Source organism: Solirhodobacter olei, from assembly GCF_004010155.1.
Taxonomy (GTDB): domain Bacteria; phylum Pseudomonadota; class Alphaproteobacteria; order Rhodobacterales; family Rhodobacteraceae; genus Solirhodobacter; species Solirhodobacter olei.
The window spans coordinates 1-15,768 of sequence record NZ_RRYH01000037.1 but is presented as its reverse complement, the minus strand read 5'-3'; the positions used below and the strand labels follow the sequence as shown (position 1 = coordinate 15,768).

Below are 15,768 nucleotides of genomic sequence, written 5' to 3'. Positions count from 1 at the left end.
CGCCCTCCCGAGGCTCAGGCCGTGGCCTTGGCGAGCGCCTGGTCGAGATCCGCGATCAGGTCGTCGGCATCCTCGATGCCGATCGAGAGGCGGATGATCTTCGGCCCGGCGCCGGCCTTCTCCTGCGCCTCCTCCGACAGCTGGCGGTGGGTGGTGGAGGCCGGGTGGATGATCAGCGAACGCGCGTCGCCGAGGTTGGCGACATGGCTGAACAGCTCCACCGAATTGACCAGCTTCACGCAGGCCTCGTAGCCGCCTTTTATCGCAAAAGTGAAAAGAGCGCCGGCGCCGCGGGGGCAGATCCGCTCGATCCGGTTGAAATATGGCGAGGACTTCAGCCCGGCATAGGTCACGCTTTCTACCCTTGGATTCTTCTCCAGCCAGGTCGCGACCTTCACCGCGTTGGCGACGTGCCGCTCCATCCGGAGCGAGAGCGTCTCGATTCCCATCAGCGTGTAATGCGCGGCCTGCGGGTTCATCGTCATGCCGAGATCGCGCAGGCCGATGGCGATGCCGTAGAAGGTGTAGGCGAGGGGGCCGAAGGTCTCGTGGAACTTCAGACCGTGATAGGCGGGCTCCGGCTCGGACAGCGCCGGGAACTTGCCGGAGGCGGACCAGTCGAAGCGGCCGGAGTCCACCACCGCGCCGCCGGTGACGGTGCCGTTGCCGGTGAGGTACTTGGTCGTCGAGTGGATCACCAGCGTCGCGCCATGCTCGATCGGGCGGCAGAGCCAGGGCGTGGCGGAGGTGTTGTCGACCACCAGCGGCACGCCGGCGGCCTCTGCGATCTTCGCCACCGCGTCGAGATCGGTGATGTAGCCGCCGGGGTTGGCGATCGACTCGCAGAAGATCGCGCGGGTGTCGTCGTCGATCGCGGCGGCGAGCGCGGCCTCGTCGTCGAAATCGACGAACTTGGCCGACCAGCCGAACTTGCGGATCGTGTTGGAGAATTGCTGCACGGTGCCGCCGTAGAGCCGGGTCGAGGCCACGACGTTGCGCCCCGGCGCCATCAGCGGGAAGAGCGCCAGGAGCTGTGCCGCGTGCCCGGAGGAGCAGCAGACCGCGCCCGCGCCGCCTTCCAGCGTCGCGATCCGCTCCTGCAGGACCGAGACGGTGGGATTGGTCAGCCGCGAGTAGATGTAGCCGACCTCCTGCAGGTTGAAGAGGGCGGCGGCATGGTCCGCGTCGCGGAAGACGAAGGCCGTGCTCTGGTAGATCGGGGTCTGCCGGGCTCCCGTGGCCGGGTCGGGCCGCGCCCCGGCGTGGATTTGCAGCGTGTCGAAGCCATAGGTTGTTGTCATCGGATCCTCCTTGGTCTGGTCTGAGCCTAGGGGCTTGGCCGGTGCCGCACAACGGCGTGCTGAGGGCCGGGGTTCCGGGCGGAAGGGCCCGGCGCAAATGCCGTTCCGCCCTGCGCGGCGCGGGCGGAACGCGGTTCCGGGGCAGGATTCGGGGCCCGGCTCAGCCGACGGGGGCGAGGGGCAGCAGGCGGCTGTCCTCCAGCGCGGCGGTGCGGTGGCCGATACCGCCGAGGTAGGCCTCGTTCCGGGCGAAGGCGAGGAAGGCCTCGAGGCTCGCCTGCCGGATCAGCAGCGCGCGGTGCCAGTGTTCGGCCTCCGGCCCGATGAACCACGGCCCGCCGGTGCCGTCGAACAGGATCGCGCCGCCGCTTGCCTCCAGATGCGGGCGGGTGTGGGCGATGTAGCGGGCATAGGCCTCGGCCCCGGTGACCGGGGCGGGCGGGGCGAGGTCGGGGGTGGCCGCGTAATCGGCCACCCGGCGGAAACGCAGCAGGTTCAGCATCACGACCGGGCCGCGAATGCCGCGGCGCAGGGTGGCGATGGCGGCGGCCTCGGTGGGCTCCAGATGGGTCACGCGCCGTCCTCCGGGTAGAGGGCGCGGAGGTCCTCGGCCCAGCCCTCGGTCGCGGCGGCGAAGGCGCCGTGGTCGCCGCGGAAGAGGGCGCGCATCGCCTCCTCGTAGCCCGGGCGGTCGCCGGCGAGCTCGGTCAGGATGCGATAGGCCGCGTCTCGGCGCAGGCGCAGGCGGCTGGTCGGGCTCTCGGTGCGGCGCGCGGCCTCCACCAGCCGCCTTAGCGTCGCTGAGGCGCCGCCGGGCTGGGCGGCAAGCCAGTCCCAGTCGCGCGGCAGAAGCGTCACCTCGCGCGGCGTCACGCCGAGCCGGGGGCGGCCGCGGCCGCGTGGCGGGTCCCGCAGGTCGATGTCGGTCACCCGGCCGCTTTCCGCCTCGAAGACTGCGAGGCGGGGTCCGGCCTCGGGTTCGGCGCGGGCGGCGCGACGGGCGAGGAGGGCTGCGCGGATTTCGGCCTCTGGCCCGGCGGCGATGCGCCGGTCGCCTTCGAAGAGGAGGAGCTGACGGTCCATGGGGATCACTTTGCTATTTATACCCGGGTTAAAATATGCGAGAGAGCCGCCGGACACAAGAGCGGAGCGGCCAAGATGGAGAAAGATGCGCGACGGGCGGCGGTGGCGGCCTGGAAGGAAAGGGCCGTGGACGCCGGGGTTTACGCGTTCCGCGCGCCGGACGGGGCGTGCTGGGTGGGCGCGGCCCGGTCGCTGGGCGCGGCCGAGAACCGGCTGCGCTTCGTGCTGCGCACCGGCGGGCCAGCACCGGCGGAGCTGGCCGCCGCCTGGGGCGGGGCGGGCGGCGAGGGCTTCCGCTTCGAGGTGCTGGAGCGGCTCGATGCCGAGCTTTCGCCGATGGCGCGGGCGCGGGTTCTGAAAGAAGCTGTCTCGATTTGGCGGGATCGGCTTGCGGCCCGGCCGCTCTAGCCGCAGAATTGACGTAAGGCGATGCGGGGCCGGTTGGGGGGCCGTGCCGCGCACGCAGAGTTCGAAGGACAAGTCAGGAAGAACACCTATGCCGCACCGCAGTTTCCTTCCGGCCCTGGCGCTGGTCGCCGCGCTGGTCGCCCCCGCCGCCCATGCCGGCAAGATCGCCGATTTCGAGGCCGGGCTGCGCAAGGCCTATGCCAGCTACAGGGTGGCGCTGTTCGACAGCAACCAGGGCGATGCGTCGGCGACGGCGGAGGCGATCAACAAGTTTTCGGCGCAATGGGCGGGGCTGATGACCGACTGGCGCAGCACGCCCCCGCCGCAATATGCCGATGACCCGAAGTGGAGCGACACCCTCGCCAAGGTCGCTTCGTCGCTCGACACGGCCAAGGCGCAGGCAAAGGCCGGCAACGTGCCCGACGCGCACATGACGCTGGAGGCGGTGCGGCTGGCGCTGTGGAAGCTGCACGAGCGCAACGGGATCATCGGCTTCTCCGACCGGATGAATGCCTATCACGCCGAGATGGAGAAGGTGCTGGCGCTGGATCCCGCGCTTTACACCGGCAAGGTCGCGCCGAAGGTGGCGGAACTGGCGGGTGTGCTCGACTACCTCGTCGGCCAGATCGAGGCGCATCCCGCGCCGGAGGCGTCGGAGGCCGACTACGCCCCGCTGGAGGCGGCCTTCCGTGCCTCGGTGGACGCGCTCGTCAATGCCGTGGCCGCGGGCGACCCGGCGCAGGTGAAGGCGGCGATCGAGGGGCTGCGGGGGCCCTACCGGCAGTTCTTCGTCAAATACGGCTGAGGCGGCCTCAGCGGATCCAGAGCCCTTCGCGTTTCAGCCGGTTGCGGATCGCCTGTTCGCGGCGGGGCAGGTTCGCGCGGTCGAACAGGGCGCGGGCGCGGCGGCCCTGGTTGCGGTAGACGCAGGCCTTCACCGGCGCGTGGTCGCGCAGGATCCGGCGGTAGGCGGGGGTTGCGGCGATCTTTTCCAGCATTTCAACGGCCTGGTCGCTTTCCTTCGCGTAGAGCAACGGCAGGGTCCGGTAATGGCAGCTGATCCGCCCGTCGAGCAGGCCGGGCGGCAGCGTCGCGCGCCCGCCGCCGAAGCTGTGGATGACGAGCGGCAGGGCGACCTGGTCGAGCCACGGGTCGAGCGACTGTCCGGTGAGCTGCGGCGGCGGGTCGTCGCGGATCGCGAGCGCGCAGGACAGGAAGCGCTGCCCGAAGGCCTGCGGATCGCGGTGGAAGAACCAGCCGGCGTTGAAATAGAGGTAGCGCCGCCAGGACCCGTCGGGTTCGGAAAGGTCCAGAGAGCTTTGGAAATCCAGCGAGAATTTCCCGTAAAGGCTGCGCCAGATTTCGTCCGTGCCGGGGCCGTAGAGGTCGGGTTTCGGCCATGTGTCCTCGCGGTTGAGCGAGGCCGTGGGGCGGTCGAAGTCGAAGGGGACATCGGCGAGCGGGCCGAGAAAGAGCGTGTCGGTGTCGAAGAAGACGAAGGGGACGGGCGGCAGGGCGGCCAGGGCCTCGATCTTGTTGCCATAGGGGTAGGCGGCGCCGAAATGGCGCGAGGGGAAGCTGAGGAAGGTCACGCCCATCTCGGCCAGAAGACCGCGGAGCGCCTTGTCCCTGACGTGCGGGTCGGCGGGCCAGAGGGGCCCGGGTTCCGGCTCTGCCAGGTGCAGGCGGGAAAGGAGGGCGGGGTTCGTCTCGGCGAGGCTCGCGGCCAGCAGCAGCGCCTCGTATTGCAGGCGGCCGGCCTGGAAGATGGCGAGGAGGTTGAAGGCGGGGGCCTCGGTCATGCGGCGGGCAACCTTGCCGGCTGGGAACTGGTACGGGTGCGAGTATAGCGCGGCGGCGGCGGGATGCACGTTCTGGTTGATCTTCCCGGCATTGGGTGCGCATTCATTGCGCACCGTTCGGCGGCGCCTTCCCGCGCGGGACGCTGCGGCGCAAAACGGCCTCGCACCCCCGGGGCAGTTTGCCTATAACCGGGGCAGCGCAGCGTAGGAGCCGATCATGCCCGCCGACCTCTCTCCGATCGACAAGGCGAAGTTCGTGGCCGCCAGACGGGCGGTCGAATTCGTCGAAAGCGGGATGAAGGTCGGGCTCGGCACCGGCTCCACCGCCGCCTGGATGGTGCGCTGCCTGGGCGAGATGGTGCGCGAGGACGGGCTGAAGATCACCGGCGTGCCCACCTCCACCCGCACGGCGGATCTGGCGCGGCAGGTCGGCATCAAGGTGGTCAGCCTAGACGAGGCGAAATGGCTGGACCTGACCATCGACGGCGCCGACGAGTTCGATCCGGAACTGAACCTGATCAAGGGCGGCGGCGGCGCGCTGCTGCAGGAGAAGATCGTCGCGACCGCGTCTGACCGGATGATCGTCATCGCCGATGCGGCGAAGGAAGTGGCCCAGCTCGGCGCCTTCCCTTTGCCGGTGGAGGTGGTGCCCTTCGGCTGGCAGACCACCAAGGCGCTGATCGAGGAAACCCTCGGCGCGATGGATGTGCTGGGGCAGACCACCTCGCTCCGCATGAACGGGGACCATGCTTTCCTCACCGACGAAGGGAACTACATCGTCGATCTGCACCTGAACCGGATCGGCAACGCGCGCCAGCTTGCGCTCGTGCTGAACCAGATCCCGGGCGTGGTGGAGAACGGCCTGTTCATCGATATCTGCGATATCGTCGTGGTGGGCCATGGCGATGGCCGGGTGTCGGTGCGCGACATCTCCGGCGCGGTAAGCGAGGAGGGGCAGGTGGAGTTCATCGAGACCACGAACCTGTTCTCCGACCTCGGGGAGTAGGCAATGAATTTCGACTATGATCTTTTCGTCATCGGCGGCGGCTCCGGCGGGGTTCGCGCGGCGCGGGTGGCGGCCGCGGATCATGGCGCGAAGGTCGGGCTGGCGGAGGAAAGCCGCATGGGCGGCACCTGCGTCATCCGCGGCTGCGTGCCCAAGAAGCTGATGGTTTTCGCCTCGTCCTATCCGGCGGCGGTGGAGGAGGCGCGGGCCTATGGCTGGAACGCCTCGGCCGGCGCCTTCGACTGGCCGATGTTCCGCGGCAAGCTGGAGGCGGAGCTTGACCGGCTCGAAGGCGCCTATCGCAAGACGCTGCTGAATGCCGGGGTGACGATCCACGACTGCCGCGCGGTGCTGGAAGACGCGCATACGGTGAAGCTTTCCACCGGCGAGACGGTCACCGCCAAGCATATCCTCGTCGCCACCGGCGGCTGGCCCTTCGTGCCGGAGTTCCCGGGCTCGGAGCTGGCGCTGACCTCCAACGACATGTTCCACCTGGAGAAGTTGCCGAAGCGGCTTCTGGTCGTCGGCGGCGGCTATATCGCCTGCGAATTCGCGGGGATATTCAACGGTCTGGGCGTCGAAGTTACACAGTATTACCGCGGCGCCCAGATCCTGCGCGGCTTCGATGACGAGGCCCGCGGCCATGTCGCCGAGGCCATGCGGGCCCGCGGGATCGAGATCCACTGCGGCACCGAGGTGATGGAGATGGAGCGCGCCGGAGAGGGCGTGAAGGTCACGGCCACCGACGGCAAGGACCGGACGTTCGACGCGGTGCTCTACGCCACCGGCCGGGTGCCGAATTCGCATGGCCTGGGGCTGGAGGCGCTGGGCGTTAAACTTGGCCGGCGGGGCGAGATCGTGGTCGACGGCCACAGCCAGACCGCGGTGCCCTCGATCTACGCCGTGGGCGACGTGACCGACCGGATCAACCTTACCCCGGTCGCGATCCGCGAGGGCCATGCCTTCGCCGATACCGTTTTCGGCGGAAAGGTCGTCGCGGCGGATCACGAGCTGGTCGCCTCTGCCGTCTTCACCCAGCCGGAACTGGGCTCGGTGGGCCTCAGCGAGGAGGAGGCGCGGGACCGCGAGCCGATCGAGGTCTATTCCGCCGCCTTCCGGCCGATGCGCAGCCTCTTCGCCGGGCAGGAGGAGCGGGTGCTGATGAAGCTGATCGTCAGCCAGGACAGCCGCAAGGTGCTGGGCTGCCATATCGTCGCACCGGAGGCGGGCGAGATGATCCAGCTCGCCGCCATCGCGATCAAGATGGGGGCGACGAAGGAGGATTTCGACCGCACCGTGGCGGTGCATCCGACCATGGGCGAGGAACTGGTGACGCTACGCAGGCCGGTACGCAAGGCTTGACATTCGCGCGCGCGTGGCCAAGTCGGGAAGGCTAGGAAGAGGAACGGCTTTATATGGCGGGTAACAGCGGCGGACCCTGGGGCGGAGGCCCGAGCGGCCCGGGCGGGGACGACAATCGCAATGGTGGCGGTGGCCGGCGTCCGGGCGAGGGCCCCGGGTTCGGCGATATCGATGACATGGTCAAGAAGGGCCAGCAGCGGCTGAAGGTGCTGCTGGGCGGGCGCGGCGGCGGGCCGACGGGCCCGGCGGGCCGGGGCCGCGGCGACGGGCCGGGGCCACGTGTCATCGGCCTCGGCGTGGCCGCGGTGCTGGTTCTGATCTGGGCCTTCGCCTCGTTCTACACCGTCCGGCCGGAGGAACGCTCGGTCGAGCTGTTCCTGGGCAAGTTCTACAAGATCGGCGAGCCGGGCCTCAATTTCGCGCCCTGGCCGGTCGTCACCTACAAGGTGATCCCCACCACGGGCGAGCGGACGACGGACATCGGCGCCGGGCAGGGCGGGTCGAACGACACCGGGCTGATGCTGACGAACGACCAGAACATCGTCGACGTCCACTTCCAGGTGGTCTGGAACGTCGAGGACCCGTCGAAGTTCCTCTTCAACCTCGCCGATCCGACCGAGACGGTGCGTGCGGTCTCCGAAAGCGCGATGCGCGACATCATCGCGCGCACCGACCTCGCACCGATCCTGAACAAGGACCGCGGCGCGATCTCGGCCCAGCTGCAGATCAGCGTGCAGAAGACGCTCAACAGCTATGGCGCCGGGATCCGGGTGATCCGGGTGAACTTCGACAGCGCCGACCCGCCGAAGGAGGTCATCAACGCCTTCCGCGCGGTGCAGGCGGCACAGCAGCAGCGCGACCAGCTGGTCAACGTGGCGCAGGCCTATGCGAACAAGGCGCTTGGCGCCGCGCGCGGCCAGGCCTCGCAGCTGGTGCAGGAGGCGGAGGGCTACAAGGCCCAGGTCGTCAACCTCGCCGAGGGTGACGCGAGCCGCTTCGACTCGGTCTACAAATCCTATCTCGCGGCGCCGGAGGTGACGCGGAAGCGGATGTATCTCGAAACCATGGAGAGCGTGCTGGGTGGCATGCACAAGATGATCCTCGACGGCGTTGGCAGTGCCGGGACGGCGGCGAACGGCGTTGTGCCCTATCTGCCGCTCGACAAGCTGATGCAGCAGGCGGGCAAGTCTGCGCCGGCCAAGCCCGCCTCGACGGACGGGACGCAGGGCGGAAGCGCGTCCGCGACGGGCGGGACGCAGGGAGGATCGGGCCAATGAACAACCGCTGGACCTACATCCTTCCGGGCATCGTGATCCTCGCCGCGCTGGCGCTGTCCTCGGTCTATATCGTGGATCCGCGCGAGAAGGCGCTGGTGCTGCAGTTCGGCCAGGTCACCCAGGTGCGCGAGAAGCCGGGCCTCTATTTCAAGGTTCCGTTCCTGCAGCAGGTGGTGCGCTACGACGGCCGCATCCTCGGCCTGCCGACGCAGCCGCTGGAAGTGACCCCGCTGGATGACCGCCGGCTTGTCGTCGATGCCTTCGCGCGCTGGCGGATCACCAACCTGGTGACCTTCCGGCAGGCGACCGGCCCCGAGGGCGTGCGCTTCGCGCAGAGCCGGCTGGAGCAGATCCTGAACGCCGCCGTGCGCCAGGTGCTCGGCTCGGTCAATTCCGACGCGATCCTGTCGAACGACCGCACCAATCTGATGAACCAGATCCGCGACCTGTCCCGCAAGGAGGCGGACTCTCTGGGCATCGACGTGATCGACGTGCGGCTGACGCGGACCGACCTTCCGGACCAGAACCTCGCATCCACCTACGGGCGGATGAAGGCGGAGCGGCAGAAGGAGGCGGCGCAGGAGCTGGCGCTCGGCAACCAGGAGGCGCAGACGATCCGCGCAACCGCCGACCGCAACGCGCTGGAGCTGACCTCGGCGGCGCAGAAGAAGGCCGAGGTGATCCGCGGCCAGGCCGATGCGGAGCGCAACAAGATCTATGCCGGCGCCTATTCGAAGGATCCGAAGTTCTTCGCCTTCTACCGGTCGCTTCAGGCCTACAAGACCGCGCTGAAGGGATCGGACACAACGATGGTGCTGAGCCCGAACAGCCAGTTCTTCGACTTCCTGAACTCGGAAGCCGGGCGCGCCGGCAGCGCGGCGGCGGCGAAACCGGCCGGGGCAGGGAATTGACCCTGCTTCTGGGCCTGGGGATGGTGCTGGCCTTCGAGGGGCTGGTGCTGGCGCTGGCCCCGCGGCGGCTCGAGCAGGCGATGGCGGTCTTCGCCCGCCTCAGCCTCGAGGCGCGCCGCAGCATCGGGCTGGGCGCGCTGGCGCTGGGTGTGGTGCTGATTGCGCTTGCCCGGTGGCACATCGCCTGAGACACTCGCGGCCTGAGAAAACCGCCACCATCGGGCAACGGCCGCATGTTACAGGGTGTCACACCCATTTGAGGCCTGGCGAGTGGGATTGAGTTGTCACGCCTCAACCCTATTTGCCTTATGTCGCCCCGGCGCCGCCCCACGGCCGGCGCCCGGCGAGGAGGAGCGAAAGGAGCTCGACGTGAACAGGATATCCATGCAGACCCGAACCCGCCCGGGTGCCCCTCTGCGCGCGCTTTGGGTGGTCATGCTCGGGCTTGCGCTGGCGATGGGCCAGTTCGCCCGGGCAGAGGCGCAGGGCGCGCCGCCCGACGGCTTCGCCGATCTCGCCTCCAAGATCAGCCCGGCGGTCGTGGATATCACCACCATGTCGACCATCGCCGCGCCCACCGACCAGGGCCCGATGGTTCCCCCGGGCTCGCCCTTCGAACAGTTCTTCCATGATTTCATGGATCAGAACGGCCAGAACGGCCAGAAGAGCCGCCCGCAGCGCAGCGAGGCGCTCGGCTCCGGCTTCGTGATCTCGGCCGATGGCTATATCGTCACCAACAATCACGTCATCGACGGCGCCGACGACATCCAGATCCAGTTCTTCGACGGCAAGACCGAGAAGGCCAAGGTCGTGGGCGTCGACAAGGCGACGGATATCGCGCTGCTGAAGGTGAAGACCGACAAGCCCCTGCCTTTCGTGCAGTTCGGCGACAGCGGCAAGATGCGGGTGGGCGACTGGGTCCTGGCGATGGGCAACCCGCTGGGCCAGGGCTTCTCGATCTCGGCCGGGATCATCTCGGCCAAGGGCCGGACGCTGAACGGCACCTATGACAACTTCTTCCAGACCGATGCCGCCATCAACCGCGGCAACTCGGGTGGGCCGCTCTTCAACATGGCGGGGCAGGTGATCGGCGTGAACACCGCGATCCTCAGCCCCAATGGGGGCTCGATCGGGATCGGCTTCTCGATGGCCTCCAACGTCGTGTCCAAGGTGGTGGGCGAGCTGAAGGACTTCGGCTCGGTCCACCGCGGCTGGCTGGGCGTGCGGATCCAGGACGTGACGCCGGACATGGCCGATGCGCTGGGCCTGCCGAAGGCGGCGGGTGCGATGGTCACCGACGTGCCCGACGGGCCGGCGAAGCAGGCCGGGATGAAATCCGGCGACGTGATCCTGAAGTTCGACGGCTCTGACGTGCCCGACACGCGCGAGCTGGTGCGCAAGGTCGCGAACACCGCGATCGGCAAGACGGTTCCGGTGGTCGTCTTCCGCGACGGCAAGGACCAGACGCTGAACGTCACGCTGGGCAAGCGCGCCGGCAACGTGGACTCGACCCCGCCGGTGTCCGAGGGCAACGGCAGCCCGCAGGCGCCGCAGCCGCAGAGTACGACGATCCTCGGGATGACCGTGGTGCCACTGACCAAGGACATGCGCGACCAGATGGGCCTTGGCGCCGATCTGCAGGGCGTGGTGATCAAGGACGTCGACGGCACCAGCGAGGCCTTCACCAAGGGCCTGCGCCCCGGCGACATCATCACCGAGGCGGGCCAGCAGAAGGTGACGAGCGTTCAGGATCTGCAGGACCGGATCCAGGCGGCCAAGGATGCCGGCCACAAGTCCGTCCTGCTGCTGATCCGCCGCAACGGCGAGCCGCGCTTCGTCGCGCTGACGCTGAAGTAGGGCCGGACCGGCCGACGCGAGTTGCAAGGGGCGCCCCGCCGGGCGCCCCTTTTCGTTTGCGGGGGGCGGACGGGCGCTGGCCCTCTTTCAGGGCGGGCGTGCCGCCTCCCTGCGCCGTCACAAAACCTTCACATATGAATTGCGCGATTGTTACGGATGGTTACTATCCGGTCCGCATGGGGAACGGGATGGCGTCCAGCACGATGACTTTCGCGACGGCCGGCGGGCGGCCGGCGCCGGGCATCCGCCTTCGCGGGCTCGGCAAGGAGTTTCCGGGCCATATCGCCGTCGACGGGGTCGATGTCGAGGTCGGCGCGGGCGAACTGACGGTGCTTCTCGGCCCCTCGGGGTGCGGCAAGTCCACGCTTCTGAGGATGATCGCCGGCTTCGAGTCGCCCAGCCGCGGCGAGATCGTGCTCGGCGATCACAGCCTTGGCGATCTGCCCCCGGCCAAGCGCGACATCGCCATGGTGTTCCAGAATTACGCGCTCTTCCCGCATCTGACGGTGGCCGAGAATATCACCTTCGGCCTTTCCGTCCGCCGCACCGGCAGGGCCGAGACGGCGGAGCGGCTGGCCGCTGTCGCCCGGCTGATGGGGCTGGAGACGCTTCTCGAACGCAAACCGGCGCAGCTTTCGGGCGGCCAGCAGCAGCGCGTGGCGCTGGCCCGCGCCGTGATCTCGGAACGCCCGGTCTGCCTGATGGACGAGCCGCTCTCGAACCTCGACGCCAAACTGCGCGCCGAGATGCGGGTGGAGATCCGCAACCTGCAGAAACGGCTTGGCCTGACCATGGTCTACGTCACCCACGACCAGGTCGAGGCGATGACGATGGCCGACCGGATCGTGCTGATGAACGCCGGCCGGGTGGAGCAGGAGGGGCGGCCGGAGGAGATCTACGCCCATCCCGCCTCTACCTTCGCGGCGCGCTTCATCGGCAGCCCGCCGATGAACCTGATCCCGGCCGCAGCGCTGGGGATCGCGGCGCCGGAATGCACGGTGGCGGGGCTTCGGCCCGAGGACATGACGCTTGCGGGCGCCGGGGTGGCCGCGCGTCTGGTGGGGTCGGAATACCTTGGCGCGGATCTGTTCGTGACGCTCGATATCGGCGGCACCGAGGCCGTGCTGCGCCAGCCGGCCCGCGCCGGCCTGCCCGCGGGCGAGGCGTTTCACATCACCTGGGCGCCCGACGCGCTCCGGCTGTTCGACCCGGGGACCGGCCGCGCGCTTCCCCCCCGGCAATAACCAGAGTTCCCAACAGAGAGGATGACCTCGATGAGCTTTTCCCGAGTGACCCGGCAGATCGGCGCCGCAGCGGTTGCGGCCCTCCTCGCCGCATCGCCTGCGCTGGCGGTGGACCTGCAGTTCTTCTTCCCCGTCGCCGTCGGTGGCGGCGCGTCGAAGACCATCCAGGGCCTGACCGACGACTACATGAAGATGCACCCCGACGTGCATATCAAGCCGGTCTACACCGGCTCCTACACCGACACGATCGCCAAGGCGATCACCGCGGCGCGCGGCGGCAACCCGCCCCAGCTTTCGGTGATCGGCGCGGCCGAGATGTTCAACCTCATCGACGAGGACATGATCGTGCCGTTCGACGACTACGTCTCGGCCAAGGACAAGAAGGACTGGCTGGGCGGCTTCTACCCGGCGTTCATGGCGAACTCGCAGGCCTTCGGGAAGACCTGGGGCATCCCGTTCCAGCGCTCCACCCCGGTCATGTACTGGAACAAGGACGCCTTCAAGAAGGCGGGGCTCGACCCGAACAAGCCGCCGGCCAACTGGGATGAGCTGGTCAAGGATGCCGAGAAGCTGACCATCAAGGACGCCTCCGGCAAGGTCACTCAGTGGGGCCTCAGGATCCCGACGGCGGGCTTCCCCTACTGGCTCTACCAGGGTCTGGCCATCCCGGCCGGCGCGACGCTTGCCTCGGCCGACGGCAAGAAGGTGTTCTTCGACAGCCCCGCTGCGATCGAGGCGGCGCAGTTCATGCTGGACCTGACCACCAAGTACAAGGTGATGGAGCCCGGCACGCTGGACTGGGGCGCGACGCCCAAGGCCTTCTTCACCGGCAATGCGGCGATCATCTGGACGACGACCGGCAACCTGACGAACATCACCAAGAACGCGCCTTTCCCCTTTGGCGTGGGTTTCCTGCCGGCCAAGAAGCACTACGGCGCGCCGACGGGCGGCGGCAACTGGTACCTCTTCAAGCATTCGACTGAGGCGCAGAAGAAGGCCTCCGTCGCCTTCGTGAAGTGGATGACCGCGCCCGAGCAGGCGGCGAAATGGACCATGGCCACCGGCTATGTCGCCCCGCGGCCGGATGACTGGGACACCAAGGCCCTGAAGGACTACGTCAAGAAGGTCCCCGGCGCGCTCGTCGCCCGCAACCAGCTGAAATACGCGGGTCCCGAGCTGACGGTCTACCAGAACGCGCAGATCACCCAGATCCTGAACAACGCGCTGGAAGGCATCATGTCCGGCCAGGCGCAGGTGAAGCCGGCGCTGGAGGAGGCCCAGAAGAAGGCCACCGCCGTGCTGGCGCAATACCAGTAAGGACGAGGCCCGGGGGGCCTTCGCGGCCCCCCGGACCCGAGCGGACCCATATGAAGCGCGAGTGGATCTACGCCTATCTGATGCTGTTGCCGGCGCTCGTGGTGCTGGCGACCTTCATGCACGTCCCGACGGTGGAGACCTTCATCGCCTCGTTCTGGTCGACGGCGCGCGGGATGCGGCCCTCGCATTTCGTGGGCCTCAAGAACTACCACAGGATGATCGCCGACCCGACCTTCTGGCAGGCGATGCACAACAACCTGATCTACGCGATCATCACCGTGCCGCTTTCGATGGGCCTCGCGCTGGTCATGGCGCTTCTGGTGCAGGGGCGGCTGAAGGGCACCGGCTTCATGCGGATGGCCTTCTTCACGCCGACCGTGCTGCCGCTGATCGCGGTGGCCAATATCTGGATCTTCTTCTACACGCCCGGCTTCGGCCTGATCGACCAGATCCGCGGCCTTTTCGGGCTTCCGGCCTCGAACCTCCTCGGCACAGGCTCGACCGCGCTCTATGCCGTCTCGGCGGTGGCGGTCTGGAAGCAGGCCGGGTTCTTCATGATCTTCTACCTTGCCGCGCTGCAGACCATCCCGGTCAGCCTGATCGAGGCGGCCCAGCTGGAGGGGGCCTCGCGCTGGCAGATCTTCCGGCGCATCACCCTGCCGCTGATCATGCCGACGACGCTCTTCATCTCCGTCAACGCGGTGATCGACGCGGTGCGGCTGGTCGACCAGATCTTCCAGATGACCCAGGGCGGGCCGAACAACGCGACCGCGATCCTCTTCTACTACATCTACCAGGTCGGCTTTCAGTTCTGGGACACGGCCTATGCCGCGACGCTGACGGTGGTGATGATCGTCATCCTCTCGGTCCTCGCGCTGGGCCAGGTCCTCTTCCTCGACAGGCGGATCCACTACAAATGAAGCGGGGCGACGACACACTGATCACCATCGGGGGCTGGGTTCTGGCCGCGCTCTGGATCCTGCCCTTGGCCTATGCCGTCTGGACCGCCTTCCACCCCGGCGCCTACGAGACGAAGTTCGACCTTCTCGCGCCGCTGACGCTGCAGAACTTCCCCGACGCCTGGACCCAGGCGCCCTTCGCCCGGTATTTCCTGAATACCGTGATCCTGGTGACGATGATCCTGGCCGTGCAGCTGGTCCTCGGCACCTTCGCGGCCTTTGCCTTTGCGCGGCTGAAGTTTCCGGGCAAGAACCTGCTTTTCGGGCTGGTGCTGCTGCAGCTGATGGTGATGCCCGACGTGCTTCTGGTGGAGAACTACCAGACCATGCGGATCCTGGGGCTGACCGACACGATCCTCGGCATCGGGCTGCCCTATATGGCCTCGGCATTCTTCATCTTCCTTTTGCGCCAGACCTTCCTGCAGGTCCCGACCGAGCTTGACGACGCGGCCCGGATCGAGGGAGCCTCGCTCCTCGGCCTGATCCGGCGGGTCTATGTGCCGCTTGGCAAGCCGACCTACATTGCCTTCGGGCTGATCTCGGTCTCGGCGCATTGGAACAATTACGTGTGGCCGCTGATCATTACCAATTCCGTTTCGGCCCGGCCGCTGACCGTGGGGCTGTCGATCTTCTCGGCCGCTGACAGCGGGGTGCACTGGTCGGTGATCAATGCCGCGACGCTTATGACCTCGGCGCCGCTTCTCCTCGGCTTCCTGCTGTTCCAGCGCGCCTTCGTGCAGAGCTTCATGCGTGCCGGCATCAAGTGAGCCGGTTGCGCGGCAGGCCCGGCATGCTATGGATGCCGCGCCGGATGGGTGGCCGAGCGGTCTAAGGCTCCAGTCTTGAAAACTGGCGTGGGGGAGACCCCACCGTGGGTTCGAATCCCACCCCATCCGCCACCAATGATTTCAATAACTTATGAGGAAATCGAATCATCTTATTGTGGTGCTAATTGTGGTGGCTGCTGTGGTCCCTGTCGCAGGAAGCGTTGCTGCCGGATGGTGCCCCGATCAAGATGGATTCGCAGACGGGGGATGCGACAGCTGCCAGAGCGGTCACTTCGAATCGTCCCCGGACTTCATGCCTCGCATGATCTTTCCGACTGCGGTCGCTACATACATCGGATCGACGTCTCTGAGCACCTCGCCGTTGCTCTCTCAGCCTGCCAGCGGCATGTCCGACGTGCCCTGACTCGGCGAGGCCTCGACAGGCTCACGGCGGAAGACGTTGGGTGGCATGCT

General features: G+C 67.8%; 16 protein-coding genes and 1 tRNA gene. 13 read left to right on the top strand and 4 right to left on the bottom strand.

The genetic code is table 11. The features are described 5' to 3' along the window. Positions 1–14: 14 nt before the first annotated feature. From EIP85_RS19950 to EIP85_RS19940, 3 genes are all read right to left on the bottom strand, one after another. Positions 15–1,301, bottom strand: coding sequence for an O-acetylhomoserine aminocarboxypropyltransferase/cysteine synthase family protein (locus EIP85_RS19950; protein ID WP_127903978.1), 1,287 nt, complete (start codon positions 1,299–1,301; stop codon positions 15–17). A gap of 160 nt (positions 1,302–1,461) precedes the next feature. Then, complete coding sequence (locus tag EIP85_RS19945) at positions 1,462–1,875, bottom strand: DUF1330 domain-containing protein (protein WP_127903977.1); 414 nt, start codon at positions 1,873–1,875, stop codon at positions 1,462–1,464. Then, positions 1,872–2,384, bottom strand: a complete 513-nt coding sequence (locus EIP85_RS19940; protein WP_127903976.1) for a DUF2239 family protein — start codon at positions 2,382–2,384, stop codon at positions 1,872–1,874. The genes EIP85_RS19945 and EIP85_RS19940 overlap by 4 nt, the downstream gene beginning before the upstream one ends. A 75-nt stretch (positions 2,385–2,459) precedes the next feature. Here EIP85_RS19940 and EIP85_RS19935 point away from each other — a divergent pair, with 75 nt between their 5' ends. Further along, positions 2,460–2,792: a GIY-YIG nuclease family protein gene (locus tag EIP85_RS19935; protein WP_127903975.1), complete on the top strand. Its 333-nt coding sequence runs from the start codon at positions 2,460–2,462 to the stop codon at positions 2,790–2,792. Positions 2,793–2,880: 88 nt separating this feature from the next. Next, entirely contained in the window at positions 2,881–3,597 is a 717-nt protein-coding gene (locus EIP85_RS19930) for a hypothetical protein (protein ID WP_127903974.1), read from the top strand. Between the two features lie 7 nt (positions 3,598–3,604). On the opposite strand, the gene EIP85_RS19925 is transcribed toward EIP85_RS19930, so the two are convergent. Further along, positions 3,605–4,594, bottom strand: a complete 990-nt coding sequence (locus EIP85_RS19925) for a hypothetical protein (protein WP_127903973.1) — start codon at positions 4,592–4,594, stop codon at positions 3,605–3,607. Positions 4,595–4,811: 217 nt separating this feature from the next. On the opposite strand from EIP85_RS19925, the gene rpiA reads away from it, so the two are divergent. The 11 genes from rpiA to EIP85_RS19870 all read left to right on the top strand — a co-directional run bounded on the left by rpiA (position 4,812) and on the right by EIP85_RS19870 (position 15,426). Next, the gene (gene rpiA, locus EIP85_RS19920) at positions 4,812–5,600 is read left to right on the top strand and encodes a ribose-5-phosphate isomerase RpiA (protein ID WP_127903972.1); all 789 of its coding nucleotides are present in this window, start codon (positions 4,812–4,814) and stop codon (positions 5,598–5,600) included. A gap of 3 nt (positions 5,601–5,603) precedes the next feature. Continuing rightward, the gene (gene gor / locus EIP85_RS19915) at positions 5,604–6,962 is read left to right on the top strand and encodes a glutathione-disulfide reductase (RefSeq protein WP_127903971.1); all 1,359 of its coding nucleotides are present in this window, start codon (positions 5,604–5,606) and stop codon (positions 6,960–6,962) included. A 53-nt stretch (positions 6,963–7,015) separates the two neighbouring features. Next, on the top strand, positions 7,016–8,239 hold the full coding sequence (gene hflK, locus EIP85_RS19910; RefSeq protein ID WP_127903970.1) for an FtsH protease activity modulator HflK: 1,224 nt from the start codon (positions 7,016–7,018) through the stop codon (positions 8,237–8,239). After that, on the top strand, positions 8,236–9,150 hold the full coding sequence (hflC, locus tag EIP85_RS19905; RefSeq protein ID WP_127903969.1) for a protease modulator HflC: 915 nt from the start codon (positions 8,236–8,238) through the stop codon (positions 9,148–9,150). The genes hflK and hflC overlap by 4 nt, the downstream gene beginning before the upstream one ends. Then, positions 9,147–9,338 (top strand): DUF2065 domain-containing protein, encoded by a 192-nt coding sequence (locus EIP85_RS19900; RefSeq protein WP_241560111.1) that lies wholly within the window; start codon positions 9,147–9,149, stop codon positions 9,336–9,338. Before hflC ends, EIP85_RS19900 begins: the two co-directional genes overlap by 4 nt. Before the next feature lie 196 nt (positions 9,339–9,534). Continuing rightward, positions 9,535–11,007: a Do family serine endopeptidase gene (locus EIP85_RS19895; RefSeq protein WP_127904011.1), complete on the top strand. Its 1,473-nt coding sequence runs from the start codon at positions 9,535–9,537 to the stop codon at positions 11,005–11,007. A gap of 203 nt (positions 11,008–11,210) precedes the next feature. Next, entirely contained in the window at positions 11,211–12,251 is a 1,041-nt protein-coding gene (locus EIP85_RS19890; RefSeq protein ID WP_127903968.1) for an ABC transporter ATP-binding protein, read from the top strand. 30 nt (positions 12,252–12,281) lie between these two features. Continuing rightward, complete coding sequence (locus EIP85_RS19885) at positions 12,282–13,568, top strand: ABC transporter substrate-binding protein (protein WP_127903967.1); 1,287 nt, start codon at positions 12,282–12,284, stop codon at positions 13,566–13,568. A gap of 50 nt (positions 13,569–13,618) precedes the next feature. Continuing rightward, positions 13,619–14,488 (top strand): carbohydrate ABC transporter permease, encoded by an 870-nt coding sequence (locus EIP85_RS19880; protein WP_127903966.1) that lies wholly within the window; start codon positions 13,619–13,621, stop codon positions 14,486–14,488. After that, a complete protein-coding gene (locus EIP85_RS19875; RefSeq protein ID WP_127903965.1) occupies positions 14,485–15,294 on the top strand; it encodes a carbohydrate ABC transporter permease in 810 nt (269 codons plus the stop codon). The genes EIP85_RS19880 and EIP85_RS19875 overlap by 4 nt, the downstream gene beginning before the upstream one ends. 42 nt (positions 15,295–15,336) lie before the next feature. Continuing rightward, positions 15,337–15,426 (top strand) — tRNA-Ser (locus EIP85_RS19870). Positions 15,427–15,768: the final 342 nt, after the last annotated feature.